At 70.1% G+C, this 12,930-nt stretch carries 11 protein-coding genes; 4 read left to right on the forward strand and 7 right to left on the reverse strand.

Translation table 11 applies throughout. The features are described 5' to 3' along the window. Window positions 1-3: 3 nt before the first annotated feature. Together YU1_RS27930 and YU1_RS0104235 are read left to right on the forward strand one after the other, a co-directional pair. A complete protein-coding gene (locus YU1_RS27930) occupies window positions 4-1,008 on the forward strand; it encodes an ABC transporter permease (RefSeq protein WP_084539655.1) in 1,005 nt (334 codons plus the stop codon). Beyond that, window positions 1,002-1,808 (forward strand): ABC transporter ATP-binding protein, encoded by an 807-nt coding sequence (locus YU1_RS0104235; RefSeq protein ID WP_029002996.1) that lies wholly within the window; start codon window positions 1,002-1,004, stop codon window positions 1,806-1,808. The genes YU1_RS27930 and YU1_RS0104235 overlap by 7 nt, the downstream gene beginning before the upstream one ends. Window positions 1,809-1,905: 97 nt before the next feature. Here the strand turns inward: YU1_RS0104235 and YU1_RS0104240 are convergent, their stop codons facing one another. The 5 genes from YU1_RS0104240 to YU1_RS0104260 all read right to left on the reverse strand — a co-directional run bounded on the left by YU1_RS0104240 (window position 1,906) and on the right by YU1_RS0104260 (window position 8,241). Next, window positions 1,906-3,276, reverse strand: coding sequence for an LLM class flavin-dependent oxidoreductase (locus YU1_RS0104240; protein ID WP_029002997.1), 1,371 nt, complete (start codon window positions 3,274-3,276; stop codon window positions 1,906-1,908). 423 nt (window positions 3,277-3,699) lie between these two features. Continuing rightward, a complete protein-coding gene (locus YU1_RS0104245) occupies window positions 3,700-4,791 on the reverse strand; it encodes an ABC transporter substrate-binding protein (protein ID WP_029002998.1) in 1,092 nt (363 codons plus the stop codon). Window positions 4,792-4,802: 11 nt separating this feature from the next. Beyond that, complete coding sequence (locus YU1_RS0104250; protein ID WP_029002999.1) at window positions 4,803-6,248, reverse strand: NAD(P)-binding domain-containing protein; 1,446 nt, start codon at window positions 6,246-6,248, stop codon at window positions 4,803-4,805. Between the two features lie 295 nt (window positions 6,249-6,543). Continuing rightward, the gene (locus YU1_RS0104255; protein ID WP_156921958.1) at window positions 6,544-7,116 is read right to left on the reverse strand and encodes a hypothetical protein; all 573 of its coding nucleotides are present in this window, start codon (window positions 7,114-7,116) and stop codon (window positions 6,544-6,546) included. A gap of 72 nt (window positions 7,117-7,188) precedes the next feature. Then, window positions 7,189-8,241, reverse strand: coding sequence for an aldo/keto reductase (locus YU1_RS0104260; RefSeq protein ID WP_029003001.1), 1,053 nt, complete (start codon window positions 8,239-8,241; stop codon window positions 7,189-7,191). Between the two features lie 610 nt (window positions 8,242-8,851). Between YU1_RS0104260 and YU1_RS0104265 the strand changes: the two genes are divergently transcribed. Next, the gene (locus YU1_RS0104265; RefSeq protein WP_051356483.1) at window positions 8,852-9,709 is read left to right on the forward strand and encodes a nitroreductase family protein; all 858 of its coding nucleotides are present in this window, start codon (window positions 8,852-8,854) and stop codon (window positions 9,707-9,709) included. Window positions 9,710-9,751: 42 nt separating this feature from the next. Here the strand turns inward: YU1_RS0104265 and YU1_RS0104270 are convergent, their stop codons facing one another. Both YU1_RS0104270 and YU1_RS0104275 read right to left on the reverse strand, forming a co-directional pair. Beyond that, window positions 9,752-10,954, reverse strand: coding sequence for an acyl-CoA dehydrogenase family protein (locus YU1_RS0104270; RefSeq protein WP_029003003.1), 1,203 nt, complete (start codon window positions 10,952-10,954; stop codon window positions 9,752-9,754). 39 nt (window positions 10,955-10,993) lie between these two features. After that, window positions 10,994-11,815, reverse strand: a complete 822-nt coding sequence (locus YU1_RS0104275; RefSeq protein WP_029003004.1) for a MetQ/NlpA family ABC transporter substrate-binding protein — start codon at window positions 11,813-11,815, stop codon at window positions 10,994-10,996. Between the two features lie 309 nt (window positions 11,816-12,124). On the opposite strand from YU1_RS0104275, the gene YU1_RS27935 reads away from it, so the two are divergent. Further along, window positions 12,125-12,910 carry an ABC transporter ATP-binding protein gene (locus YU1_RS27935; RefSeq protein WP_035713824.1) on the forward strand — a complete coding sequence of 262 codons (786 nt, stop codon included), beginning with the start codon at window positions 12,125-12,127 and terminating at the stop codon, window positions 12,908-12,910. Window positions 12,911-12,930 lie beyond the last annotated feature (20 nt).

Below are 12,930 nucleotides of genomic sequence, written 5' to 3' on the forward strand. Positions count from 1 at the left end.
ATCATGAGCGCCACCGCCGAAACCCTCTATGCCCGGCCGCGCGCGGCCGGGCGACCCGCCGTGTCGCCGCTGGCGGTCTCGGGCCTGCTCTGGCTGGGCGCGGCCGCGCTCACCCATGGCGTGCCCGACCGCAACACCGGCATCACCGACATCGCCTATACCCCGCAGCTGGCCGCGCTCCAGGCCGGGCTCGGCGGCGCGCTGCTGGCGGCGGGCCTGCTGGGCGGCCGCCTCGGGCGGCCCGGCGCGGCGCTGCGGCGGGCGGGGCCGTGGTTCGCGCTCATCGCCGTCCTGCTGGCGGCGTGGGAGCTGCTCACCGCCAAGCTGGCCGTCCTGCCCCTGCCGTTCTTCGCCCCGCCGCAGGGGCTGCTGGAGGTGTATCTGGACGACTGGGCGCGGCTCGGCCTCAGCCTCTGGCATTCGGTGAAGCTGCTGGCCTGGGGCTATCTGATCGGCGCGGCGCTGGGCGTGCTCACCGGCATCTCCATCGGCTGGTGGCAGCAGGCGAGCTACTGGATCCACCCGGTGCTGCGCTTCATCGGCCCGCTGCCGGCCACCGCCTGGCTGCCCGTCGCCTTCTTCGCCTTCCCGTCCAGCTGGAGCGCCAGCGTGTTCCTGATCGCGCTGGCCACCGGCTTCCCGGTCACCATCCTCACCTGGTCCGGCATCGCCGGGGTGAACAAGGACTATTACGACATCGCCCGCACGCTGGGCGCCTCCGAGCGCTTCCTGGTGCTGAAGGTGGCGGTGCCGGCCGCGCTGCCGCACATCTTCGTCGGCCTGTTCATGGGGCTCGGCGCCTCGTTCGCGGTGCTGGTGGTGGCGGAGATGCTGGGGGTGAAGGCCGGGCTCGGCTGGTATCTCTCCTGGGCGCAGGGCTGGGCGGCCTATGCCAACATGTATGCCGCGCTGCTCGTCATGGCGGTGATGTGCTCCAGCCTCATCACCCTGCTGTTCCGCCTGCGCGACCGGGTGCTCTCCTGGCAGAAGGAACTGGTCCGGTGGTGACGTCAGCCTCCCGCATCCTCGCGACCCCGCCCGCCGCCCCGGTGGAGGGCATCCGGCTCGATGTGGAGGACGTCTCCCACGCCTTCCAATTGGAAGGCCAGCCGCTGCCGGTGCTGAACCAGGTGAGCTTTTCCGCCGCGCCGGGCGAGTTCGTCGCCTTGCTCGGGCCGAGCGGCTGCGGCAAGTCCACCCTGCTGCGGCTGGTGGCCGGCCTCGAACACGCCACCGCCGGCGCGGTGCGGGCGGACGATGCCCCGATCCGCGCGCCGGACCCCTCGCGCATCCTGGTGTTCCAGGACCCCACGCTCTATCCCTGGCGGACCGTCGAGGCCAACGTCGCCCTCGGGCTGGAGGCGCGGGGCCTGATCAAGAACCAGCGCCACCGGGTGGCGGAGGCGCTCGATCTTGTCGGCCTCACCGGTTTCGAGAGCGCCTATCCGCGCCAGCTTTCAGGGGGCATGGCGCAGCGCGTGGCGCTGGCCCGCGCGCTGGTCAACGAGCCGCGCCTGCTGCTGCTGGACGAGCCGCTGGGCAAGCTGGATTCGCTCACCCGCATCACCATGCAGGGCGAACTGCTGAAGCTGTGGCAGCAGGCCCGCTTCACCGCGCTGCTCGTCACCCACGACGTGGAGGAGGCGCTGTTCCTCGCCGAGCGGGTGATCGTGTTCAGCGACCGGCCGGCCCGCATCGTGGCGGACGTGGCGGTGGACGTGGCCTATCCGCGCCATCGCGGCGATCCGCGCCTCGCCGAACTGCGCCACCGGATCCTGCACCTGCTGGGCCTCGACGAGACCTGGTGAGGGGGATCCGGCGCGGCAGGGGACGCCCGGCGGGGGACGCACGGCGGGCGCGGGGGGCTTGCCGTGCGTTTCGCCGGGCGTTCGTGTCGGCGCGGTTCTAGCCGGCCGGCGGCCGGCGGAACTGCGCGCCGGGGTGGCTCGCCTTCAGCTTCGGCCCATCGCCGAACAGTTTCTCGCGCAGCGTGCCGTCCCCATAGGCCGTCTTGAAGGCGCCGCGGTCCTGCAATTCCGGCACCAGCAGGTCGACGATGGCTTCCAGCGATTCCGGCATCACCGTGCGCACCAGGTTGAAGCCGTCCACGTCCGCCTCGTCCGCCCAGGCCAGCATCTGGTCCGCCACCTCGCCCGCCGAGCCGACGAACACCGGCGCCCGCGCCCCGGCGGGGGAGAAGTCCAGCAGGTCGCGCACCTGCGGCGCCTTGGCCCGCAGGGTGAGGTTCTCCAGCGCCGACTGGATGGCGTTGCTCTTGGTGAAGGTCAGCGCGTCGTCCAGCGACAGCGCGGCGAGGTCCACCCCGGTCCAGCCGGAGACCAGCGCCAATTGCCCGGCGGCGTCGATGTGGCGGGCGTAGTCCGCCTTCAGCGCGTGCGCCTCCGCCGAGGTCCTGGCGACGATCACGGTGGCGCCCAGCAGGGTCAGGACGTCGCGCGGCCCGCGCCCGGCGGCCACCGCCGCCTCGCGCACCGCCTTGACCGCCTGCGCCGCGATGGCCGGGGTCTGGCCGTTGAGGAAGGTCGCCTCCGCATGGCGCCCGGCGAACACCCGCCCCCGGCCGGAGGTGCCGGCCTGGTAGAGCACCGGCGTGCGCTGCGGCGAGGGCTCGGCCAGCGCCCGGCCGTCCACCTTGTAGTAGGGCCCGTCATGCACCACGCGGTGCACCTTGGCGGGATCGGTGAACACGCCGGCGGCCTTGTCGCGGCGGGCGGCATCGTCCTCCCAGCTGCCTTCCCACAGCTTGTAGACGGCGGCGAGGAAATCCTCCGCCGCCTCGTAGCGCTCGTCATGGTCGCGGTTGACCGCGAGGCCCATGCCGCGCGCGCCGCTGTCCAGATAGCCGGTGACGATGTTCCAGCCGAGCCGGCCGCCGGTCAGGTGGTCGAGCGTCGAGAAGCGGCGGGCGAACTGGAAGGGATGGTCATAGGTGAGGTTGGAGGTGACGCCGAAGCCGATGTGCTGCGTCACCAGCGCCATGGCGGAGATGGCCAGCGTCGGGTCGGCGTTGGGCGCCTGCGCCCCGGCGGCGAAGGCGGCATCGCCCGAGCCGCCATAGACGTCGTAGAGGCCGAACACGTCGGCGATGAAGATGCCGTCCAGCAGCCCGCGCTCGGCGGTCTTCGCCATCTCGGTCCAGTAGGTGAGGGTGTTGTAGGCGCTCTGGTTGTCCCGCGGGTGGCGCCACAGCCCGGCCCAATTGTGCGAGGGGGCGGCCATCTGGAAGGTGTTGAGACGCAGTTCGCGGCGGGGCATGGGCGTGCGGTCCTTCGGGGATGCGGTGCCGGCCGGGCAGGATAGCGCGGCGGGCGGCGGGATGGGGAGGGGGCTGTGGGAGGGCGGGGGGCGGAGTGGAGGGGGCGCGCGGGGCGGAGAGGGCTTCACCCCCCTCCCTAGCCCTCCCCCGCAAGGGGGGAGGGGATATGTCCGGCGGAGGGGATATGGCCGGCGGGCTGGTGAGCACGCGCGCAAGAAATGAGAGCCCTCTCCGGTGCCGATGCGCCTCCCCCAAAAGCGGAAAACCCTCCCCCCTTGCGGGGGAGGGCAGGGAGGGGGGTGACGCGGCCGGGGACGAGCGCGGCGTCGGTGGTCACCCAATGCCCGTCGTCCATGTCCTTGGCCGCTCCGAAGACGCGCGCCGAAAGCGCTGCCCCGCCACGCACCACGGCCGGCTCCCCCTCAGCTTCCCAGCGGCTTGCCGTCGGCGCCGTAGGGCGTCCAGTACCCCTCCAGCTTCAGTTCCTTGAGCGCCGCGTCCAGGTAGCGCGTGTCGGCCCAGCCGGTGAGGTCCACGTCCCGCCGCAGCAGGCCGAACGCCTTCGATTGCGCCGCCGCCTGCCGGTACTGGTCGAGGAACAGCGCGTCGATCAGCGGCGTGTTGCGGTATTTCAGTGTCTCGCCGGAGAAGAATTCCGCCAGCACCGATGTGGCGGTGCCGGACTTGCCCCACAATTCGATCAGCGCCGCGCGGTTGGCCTCCTCGGAGGACCAGTGGGCGGCGCGCACGAAGGCGGTGGTCACGCTCTGGGTCAGGTCGGGATGGGCGGTGGCGAAGGCCTCCGTCACCAGCACATGGGCATAGCGGCCGAGGCGCGGGTCGTCGCCCTTGGTGGTGTAGACCACCTTGGCGAGCCCTTTCTCGGCCAAGGTGATGAGCGTGGTGTCGCCCACCGCCGCGTCGATGTCGCCGCTGGCCAGCGCCGCATTGGCCGAGGCGCTGTCCATGTTGATGATCTGGAGGTCGCGCTCGGTGAGCCCGTAGGCCTTCAGGATCTTGGCGAAGGCGAGATGGTTGTTGGTGCCGAGCTGCACCGCCACCTTCCGGCCCTTCAAATCCTTCACGCCGGTGATGGTGGAATTGAGCGGCGCGGCGATATAGCTCGGCTTATGGGCGCCGCTCGCCAGCAGCAGCCGCGTCTTCAGGCCGTTGGCCCGGCCGATGATGGAGGGCAGGTCGCCCTGGTAGGCGAAATCGAGCTGGCCGTTGGCGATGGCCTCGTTGACCGCCGGGCCGGCGCCCTTGAAGAAATACCATTCCACCTTGATGTCGGGATTGCCCGCGAAGGCGTCCTCCACATAGCGCCCGGCGCGGGCGGTGGCGGCGGAGGTGCCCTCGGCGAACGGCCGGTTGTCCACGCCGATGGCGGCATAGCCGATGCGGATGGTGACGGGCGCGGCGGCGGCCGGCAGCAGGGCCGCCGCCAGCAGCAGGGCCGCGGCGGCAAGCGGGGCGGCGGCGCGGCGGGCGAAGGCGGGAAACAGGGTGCGCATGGCGGCGGCTCTCATTCGGCGGCGAGGGCGGGGGCGCGGTGGACCGCGCCGCCATAGAGCGACAGGCCGAAATCCGGCGCCACGGGCGCGGTGATCTTCTGCTCATGGAGCGCGAGGTCGGCCAGGAACAGGTCGCGGCTGATGCCCGCCACCACGGCGGGGATCTCGCGGCGGAAGCTCGGCACGTCGCCCACCGGCAGGCCGGAGGTGACGAAGGCGCCGGGATTGAAGGCATGGATATTGGACAGATAGGGCGCCAGCCCCGGCGTCTTCTCCTGGAATTCCAGCGCCCTGCCGAGATAGGGATGGCGCGCCAGCACGGCGTCGCGCGCATCCGGGGGCGGCTGGTAGCGGTCCTGCCACAAGGCGATGCGGTCGGCGAAATCCGCCAGCTCCGGGCGCTGGCCGAGATCGACCACATAGCCGGTGCCGGCGATGACGAAGTCGAAGGCGTGGGTCTCGCCGCCCAGCTTCACGCTCACCTTGCCGTCCGCGATCTCCGGCACCGGCCAGCGGGCGTTAAGGTGGATGCGGAAGTTCGGGTGGCGGATGGCGCGCTCCACCGTGTCCTGCGGCGCCGTGGTGCCGAGCCGGCGATAGCGGGCGGCGAGCGCCCAGCGCAGGGCATCGGGAAAATCGTGGAAATTGTCATAGGCGCCGGGATAGGCGCGGGTCTTGTTGACGGCGGTGGCGGACAGTTCCGGCCGGCGGCTGAACAGGTGCACCGCCTGCGCGCCCGCCTCCAGGGCGGTGGCCGCCGCATCGAAGGCGGAGGCGGCGGCGCCGATCACCGCCACCGTGCGGCCCTTCAGCGCCGGAAAATCGATCGCTGCCGTGGTGTGGGCGAGGTGGGTGGCGGGCAGGGCCTTCAGCATGTCGGGCACATAGGCCCCGCCGGAGCCGCCGAAGCCGTTGGCCAGGATCACCTTGCGGGTGGTCTCGACGCGCGGCGCGCCGTCGACCGTCAGATGCAGGCGGAAATGGTCGCCGGCCGGCGCGATGCGGACAAGCTCGGTGCGGTAGCGGATGGCGATGCCGAGCGTGCGGCGATACCAGGAGATGTAGTCCGCCCAGGCGAGGCGCGGAATGGCGGGCAGCGCCGCATAGGCCTCCCGCCCGTGGCGTGCCTCATACCACGCCTGGAAGCCGAGGCCCGCGTGGCCAAGCTCGGGGCCGACGAGGTTCTTCGGCGTGCGCAGCTGGGTCATGCGGGCGATGGTGCGCCAGATGCCGGAGCCGGCCTCGTCCGCTGAGCGGTCGATCACCGACACCTGGCCGATGCCGGCGCGCCGCAGGGCGAAGGCGAGGGCGGTGCCGGTGTGGCCGCCGCCCACCACCACCACATTGTGGTCCACGCCCTCGCGCTCGGGCACCCAGTTGGCCGGATCAGGGCCGATGAGGCGCAGGGTCTCCTCGGCGAGAAAATCGGCGGCGGCGGGCGTGAGGCGAGAGGACATGGGCGGCTTCCCGGAGGATGGAGTGCGGCACGTCCCGAACTCAAACCGACGTAACTTAGTAAGTCAATTAAAATAGTATAATTAAGTGCCGCAGAGAGCGGGCTGCCTAGTGGCGCGGTGACGAACCCGCCGAGCATGGCGCTCTCACGCGAGATGTCGGTACGTCTTCATCCGCCTATAGGGGGGCTGAGCGGCGCCTGGGAATTACCATCGGGGTCGGCCGCCAGCCCGAAGCGGCGCGTGCGCTCCACCGGCACCGCGCTATGCGGGTTTCAGGGGTAATGCCGGACACGAGTTACCGCTTTGAGAGGAATGCGAATGCCGGGGCTGGCGTAAAGACGTCCGAACCCTGGGCAGAAATGGGGAAGCCACAAACGAACTGGGAAACGCGCTTCGTGGAAAATATCCCGGGCTCCTTTCCGCCGCCGATTGCGAAATGAAGAACATGCCCACCTATGACACCGACTCTGTCGTCCGAAGCGGGAAGCTTCACAGGCCGATCCGCAAGCCGGATGCGAAGGAACAGGGTCTTTGTCCAGCCCTTCTCAAGGCGATGGGGGGCATATTCATTCGAGAATTCAGCTTCAATACTGACCACGTCCGACCACGCCGCCGTGCCGAGAGGCTTGCAGACGGCACGAAAGGCCTCCAGCGCCTGGTCAAAATCGGCTTGTGTGAAGCCCGGAGTGTTGAACTCGACTTTGCGCGTCTCGGCGCCCGCCGCAGATGCCCCGACCAGCAGGATCAAGGTGGTAAGCGTGGTTATCCGAAGCATATTTCCCCATCCGATTGATCGGCGCAGACGCTGCAGTTCATGCTCCTCTTGCCGCATCGTCAACCCGCCCGATGGCTGTTGGTTGACGAGCATCGCGACTGCGGCGGAGCGTTGCCGCCGCAGTCTCCTTGGCCGGGGCGCGGGTTCGCCGCGCCCGGTGCGCGCTCAGGGCGCCGGGCTGCCGCGCAGCTGGTGGACGGCGTTCACCCGCGCCTCGATCTCCGGCGTGATCACTACCTCCAGCGTCGCCAGATTCTCCTCCAATTGGGCGAGGCTGGTGGCGCCGATGATGTTGGCGGTGACGAAGGGCCGCGAGGTCACCCAGGCCTGCGCCAGCTGCACCAAAGAGAGGCCGAAATCGGCGGCGATGGCGGCATAATCCTCGATCGCCTCGGCCGTGCCGGGCTTCTCGTAGCGCGCGCCGCGATTGAACAGCGCCATCCGCGACCCGGCGGGGCGGGCGCCGTGGCGATACTTGCCGGTCAGGAAGCCCTGGGCGAGCGGGGAATAGGCCAGGAGCCCCACCTGCTCGCGGCCGGCGAATTCGGCGAGGCCGGTCTCATAGGTGCGGTTGACCAGGTTGTAGGCGTTCTGGATCGAGACGATGCGCGGCCCCCGGCCGAGCTCGGCGTCCAGCAGGAAGCGGTGGGCGCCCCAGGCGGTCTCGTTGGACAGGCCCACGTGGCGGATCTTGCCGGCCTTCACCAGATCGTCCAGCACGCCCAGCGTCTCGGCGATGGGCACCTCGGTGCCGTCGCCGCCGCCGCGCGCCCGGGCGGTGTCGCCATGGCCGAACAGCGGCACCGGGCGGTCCGGCCAGTGCAGCTGGTAGAGGTCGATATGATCGGTCTGGAGGCGCTTCAGCGAGCCGTCCAGCGCCTCGACGATATTGGCGCGGTCGAGCTTGGTGCCGCCGCCCGAGGCGCGGATATAAGCGGTGTCGCTGCGGCCCAGCACCTTGGTGGCGAGCACCACCTTGTCGCGGTTGCCCCGGCTTCTGAGCCATTGACCAATGATGCGCTCGGTGGCGCCCTGGGTCTCCGCCTTGGGCGGGATGGGATACATCTCGGCGGCGTCGATGAAATTGATGCCGTGGTCCAGCGCGTAGTCGAGCTGGACGTGGCCTTCGGCTTCGGAATTCTGCTGACCGAAGGTCATGGTGCCGAGCGCGATGGACGACACCTTGAGGCCGGTGCGTCCGAGCGTGCGATACTCCAGCATGAACGAGCAACTCCATGAAGATCGCCGGGGCCGGCGTCCGGGCCCGCCCGGGTGGGCGGGGCGCCGCGGGCAGGGCGCCCCGGAGCCGGGCCGCGACCGGGTGGCCGATCGGCGGAACGGGGGGACCGGGCTGCGGGCGGAAGACGTCCGGCGGCCGCCCGGGGAAGGCGACCGTCAGAAGCTCTAGCAGCTTTGCGGCCGGACGGGAGGATGGGGCAGGGGGTGCGCGGCGGAAAATGCGCCCGGCGCGTCGTGTCGCATGACGGCGTGTCGCATGCGCCGCCATCCGGGACCGGCGCGGTGTCGCATGACACGGTGTCTTATAGCGTGAATCGCGGGGAAGTCCGTGTCGATGACGTCATGTGTGTCGCATCCGCCCGGCGCGGACGGCGCGGGGGGCGCCGATGCGCATCCCTCGGGCGGGGTTTCGCGGCGGCCGGGGTCCGGCATCTCTCGTTGATTTAGAAAATCGAATTAATACCATGTAGTGGACGGCACCGTGCCGATGCCCGCCGGGCGCCGCTCGCGGCCGCCGGGACGCACATGCTAAGCTTCTGTTTTTGCGTGCCTCTCTGGGCATGGACCTGGTTTTCTGGAGCAGCCCCACATGAGTGACAGCTTGAACGCCGAGACGCCGACCCGCCCGGTCCCCGCCGCGGAGGCGGCGCTGGAGCGGCGCTATCGCGAGGCCCTGCCGGCGGCGGATCGGCCGTGGAACGCCACCATCGCCAAGCTCCTCGACCACCGCTCCGTGCGCGCCTACCTGCCCACGCCGATTCCCGATGCGACGCTGCAAGTGCTTGTGGCGGCGGCGCAATCCGCGCCCACCTCGTCCAACATCCAGGCCTGGAGCGTGGTGGCGGTGCGCGATGAAGCCCGCAAGGCCCGCCTCGCCCATCTGGCCGGCGACCAGAAGCACATCCTCCAGGCCCCCCTGCTGCTGGTCTGGATCGCCGACCTGTCGCGCATCGCCGGCCTCGGCGCGGCCCAGGGCGTCACGCTGGAAGGGCTTGATTTCACGGAAGGTTTCCTCATCGCCGCGCTGGATGCGGCGCTGGCGGCGCAGAATGCCCTGGTGGCGGCGGAATCGCTCGGCCTCGGCACCGTCTATATCGGCGCGCTGCGCAACCACCCGCTGGACGTGGCGCAGACGCTGGGTTTGCCGCCCCGCGCCTTCGCCGTCTTCGGCCTTCTGGTCGGCCATCCCGACCCCGCCGTGCCCACCGACGTGAAGCCCCGCCTGCCGCAGGAGGCGGCGCTGCACCAGGAGGTCTATGCCGCCGGGGGCCAGGCGGCGGCGATCGCCCGGCACGACGCCCACAGCCTCGCCTTCCGCCGCGAGCAGAAGCTGGACGCCACCCCCTGGAGCGCGCAGGTGCTGGAGCGCTGGCGCACGGTGGCCATCCTCAAGGGCCGCCACCTGTTGCGGGAAGCGGTGGAAACACTGGGCTTCCGGCTGAGATGAGCCCCGGCCGGGCGCCTCCCGGCCGGGGGCGCCCGGCGCGGCTCAGCTATAGAGCGGGGTCGCCGTGATGGTGCCGTTGAGGGCATAATTGCCCACCTCCCGGGCCTTGTAGAACACCGGGTCGTGCAGCGTGTGGGTGCGGATGTTGCGCCAGAAACGGTCGAAACCATAAGAGGTTGCGGTCGCCCGCGCGCCCATCAGCTCGAAGATGCGCGAGGTGATGTCCAGCGCCGCGCGGCTGGACTGCACCTTGGCCGCATAGATGGCCGCCGCCGCCGCATGGCGCTCCGGCACGGTGAGGTCGTGGCCGCGGGCGATGGCCCCCTCCAGCGCCGCCCCCGCCACGTCCGCCAGGGCCGCCGCCGCGCGCGCCTGGACGTCCAGTTCGCCATAATGCTCAAGGACATAGGGGTCCTGGCGCGCCTCCGAAACGCCCGAGGCCTGCCACGGCCGGGCGGTGCTGCGGAGATAGGCATTGGCCTCCGCCAGGGCGCCTTCGGCGGTGCCCACATAGAAGTTCACGATCAGCAACTGGTGCAGCGGCACCACCAGCGAGACGCGGGGCGACAGCGGCGCCGCGCTGCCCGGCTCCGCCTCGCCCAGGATCTCGCCGCGCCCGATCCGGACATTGTCGAAGGCTATGGTGCCGCTCTCGGTCAGGCGCTGGCCGAAGGCGTCCCAGTCGTTGCCATGGGTCACGCCGGCCCGGTCGCCGGGCACGGTCAGCACGGCGAAGCCGCCGCCGATCTGCGCCCGCAGGGTGATGCGGTCGGCGAGCGAAGCGTTGGAGGCAAACGTCTTGCGGCCGTTGAGGCGGAAGTCCGGGCCGTCCGCCGTGAGCTGCGATTCCGGGTCGCGCGGGTTCGAGGCCCCGCCCCAGAACCAGCGCCCGGACACCGAGGCGCGTGACAGCTGCTCGCCTTGGCCCGCGCCCGCGCGCCACAAGGCATTGATCAGGTGGAGATAATGGTAGCTCAGCAACTGGGCGACGGAGGTATCCACCCGGGCGATGCGGCGCACCGCCCGGAAGGCATCGCCGAAGCTGCCGCCGCCCCCGCCATGGGCGGGGGGATTGAGCAGGGCGAGCAGGCCGGAGGCGCGCAGCAGCTCCAGCTCCCGGCGCGGGGCAAGGCCCGCATGGTCACGGGCGGCGGCGTCCGCGCGCAGGGCCTCGGCCACCTGGCCGGCGGCGGCGTCCCAGTCCACCGCCGGCGCGCCGGCGGTCACGAGGGAAAGGCTGGTCATGGGGCAACTCCCTGTGCGGGTTCGATAAAAGGGAGGCGCTCAACAGGTCGGCAGGATGGTGCCGTTGAACTTCGCCAGGATGAAGTCCTTGACCTGCTGCGAGCGGTAGGCGGCGATGAAGGCCTTGATGCGCGGATCGTCCTTGCGGTCCGCCCGCGCGGCGAACACCAGGGTGAAATAGGGCTTCATCTCGGCATCGGCGGTCTCGGCCACCAGCGCCTTGCGCAGGTCGAGGCCGGCCAGATAGGCATAGTTGCTGGACACGAAGGCGGCGGCCACGTCATCCAGCGAACGCGGCAACTGGGCGGCGTCGATCTCGACGATCTGGAGCTTCCTGGGGTTGCTCGCCACGTCGAGCACCGAGGCGTCGAGGCCGGCGCCGGCCTTCAGCGTGATGAGCCCGGCCTTCTGGAACAGATAGAGCGCGCGGGCGGCATTGGTGGGGTCGTTGGGAATGGCGATCTTAGCGCCGTCCGGAATGTCCGCCGCCTTGGCGTAGGTCTTGGAATAGATGCCGGCGGGCACCAGGATCGATTCGTCCAGCGCCACGATCTGGTAGTTCCGCGCCTTGATCTGGTTGGCCAGATAGAAGCGGTGCTGGAAGTTGTTGAGATCGATGTCGCCGGCCTGGAGCGCGGCGTTCGGCTGGTTCCAGTCGGTGAACTCGATGATCTCGGCCTTCAATTCACCCTTGGCCGCGACTTTCGCCGCCTCGCGCAGGATGTCGCCATAGGGTCCGGCGGAGACGCCTACCTTGAGCGGCGTGTCGGCCGGCTGCGCCACGGCGCCCTCGGACGCGATGATGGTCAGAAGGCCGGCCACCGCCAGCGCCGCGTTCCGAACCGCTTTGAAAACACGCATGTGTCTTGGCCCCTTGCCGTTGGATGCGGATGGTTCCGCCATTCCGGCATAATATCCACAAAAACGATAGAATTAAACTGAATCGGCGACTTAGTTGGGCGGTTTGGCCGGGTCTGGCTGCATCAAGTCTCTGGTAAACAACGATAATTAAAAATATACTGTTTAAATTGACTTACTTATAAAATGTCATAGCCTGATCCCACCGCAGCCTGCTGCCGGGACGCCGCAGCGCCGAGCGCCGGGGCGTCGGTGCAGCGAAACCTGCGTCCCGGCGCCACGCCGGTGGCGCGGCACATTCAGGATCCAGCGATGGCCAGTGGTCAGATCGATATTCGCGGCGTCTCGAAAACGTTTCAGGTGGATGGGCGGCCCCTGGTGGCGCTGGAGCGGGTCGATCTCGACATCTCCGCCGGCGCGTTCATCACCATCGTCGGCGCCAGCGGCTGCGGAAAATCCACCCTGCTGCGGATGATTGCCGGGCTGGAGCGCAACCATCGCGGCGAGATCCGCCACGGCGGGCAGGTGATCGCCGGCCCCAGCCTGGAACGCGGCCTCGTGTTCCAGGAGCCGCGCCTGTTTCCCTGGCTCACCGTCGCGCAGAACGTGGCGCTGGGGCTGGAGAATGCCAAGGTGAGCGGGGAGACGCGCCGGCGCCTGGTGGCCGAGCACCTGGCGCTGGTCGGCCTCACCGGCTTCGCGCAGGCCTATCCGCGCCAGCTCTCCGGCGGCATGGCGCAGCGCGCCGCCATCGCCCGCGCTTTGGTCAACCGTCCGGGCATCCTGCTGCTGGACGAGCCCTTCGGCGCCCTCGACGCCATGACCCGCGCCCATCTGCAGGGCGAGCTCCAGCGCATCTGGGCGCACGAGGGCATCACCGCCGTGCTGGTGACCCACGACGTGGACGAGGCGGTGCTGCTGGGTGACCAGGTGGTGGTGATGGCCCCGCGCCCCGGCCGCATCGCCGAGATCTTCCCGATCGACGCCCCCCGCCCGCGCGACCGCAAGGACGAGGACCTCATCCGCCTGCGCAATGCCGTCCTGGAGGCGCTGGACGCCATCAAGGACGAGGCCCCCCGCAGCGCTGTCCCACACTGAAATTCCGCTTGGGAGACAAG

The sequence above is a fragment of the Azorhizobium doebereinerae UFLA1-100 genome (assembly GCF_000473085.1).
Taxonomy (GTDB): Bacteria; Pseudomonadota; Alphaproteobacteria; order Rhizobiales; family Xanthobacteraceae; genus Azorhizobium; species Azorhizobium doebereinerae.

Bases quoted from the DNA above. Each gene is read 5' to 3' on its own strand.
- YU1_RS0104275 (WP_029003004.1), bottom strand. From the start codon at position 11,815: ATGCGTGTTTTCAAAGCGGTTCGGAACGCGGCGCTGGCGGTGGCCGGC.
- YU1_RS27935 (WP_035713824.1), top strand. From the start codon at position 12,125: ATGGCCAGTGGTCAGATCGATATTCGCGGCGTCTCGAAAACGTTTCAG.
- YU1_RS0104265 (WP_051356483.1), top strand. From the start codon at position 8,852: ATGAGTGACAGCTTGAACGCCGAGACGCCGACCCGCCCGGTCCCCGCC.
- YU1_RS0104245 (WP_029002998.1), bottom strand. From the start codon at position 4,791: ATGCGCACCCTGTTTCCCGCCTTCGCCCGCCGCGCCGCCGCCCCGCTT.
- YU1_RS0104255 (WP_156921958.1), bottom strand. From the start codon at position 7,116: ATGCTCGTCAACCAACAGCCATCGGGCGGGTTGACGATGCGGCAAGAG.
- YU1_RS0104240 (WP_029002997.1), bottom strand. From the start codon at position 3,276: ATGCCCCGCCGCGAACTGCGTCTCAACACCTTCCAGATGGCCGCCCCC.
- YU1_RS0104250 (WP_029002999.1), bottom strand. From the start codon at position 6,248: ATGTCCTCTCGCCTCACGCCCGCCGCCGCCGATTTTCTCGCCGAGGAG.
- YU1_RS27930 (WP_084539655.1), top strand. From the start codon at position 4: ATGAGCGCCACCGCCGAAACCCTCTATGCCCGGCCGCGCGCGGCCGGG.
- YU1_RS0104270 (WP_029003003.1), bottom strand. From the start codon at position 10,954: ATGACCAGCCTTTCCCTCGTGACCGCCGGCGCGCCGGCGGTGGACTGG.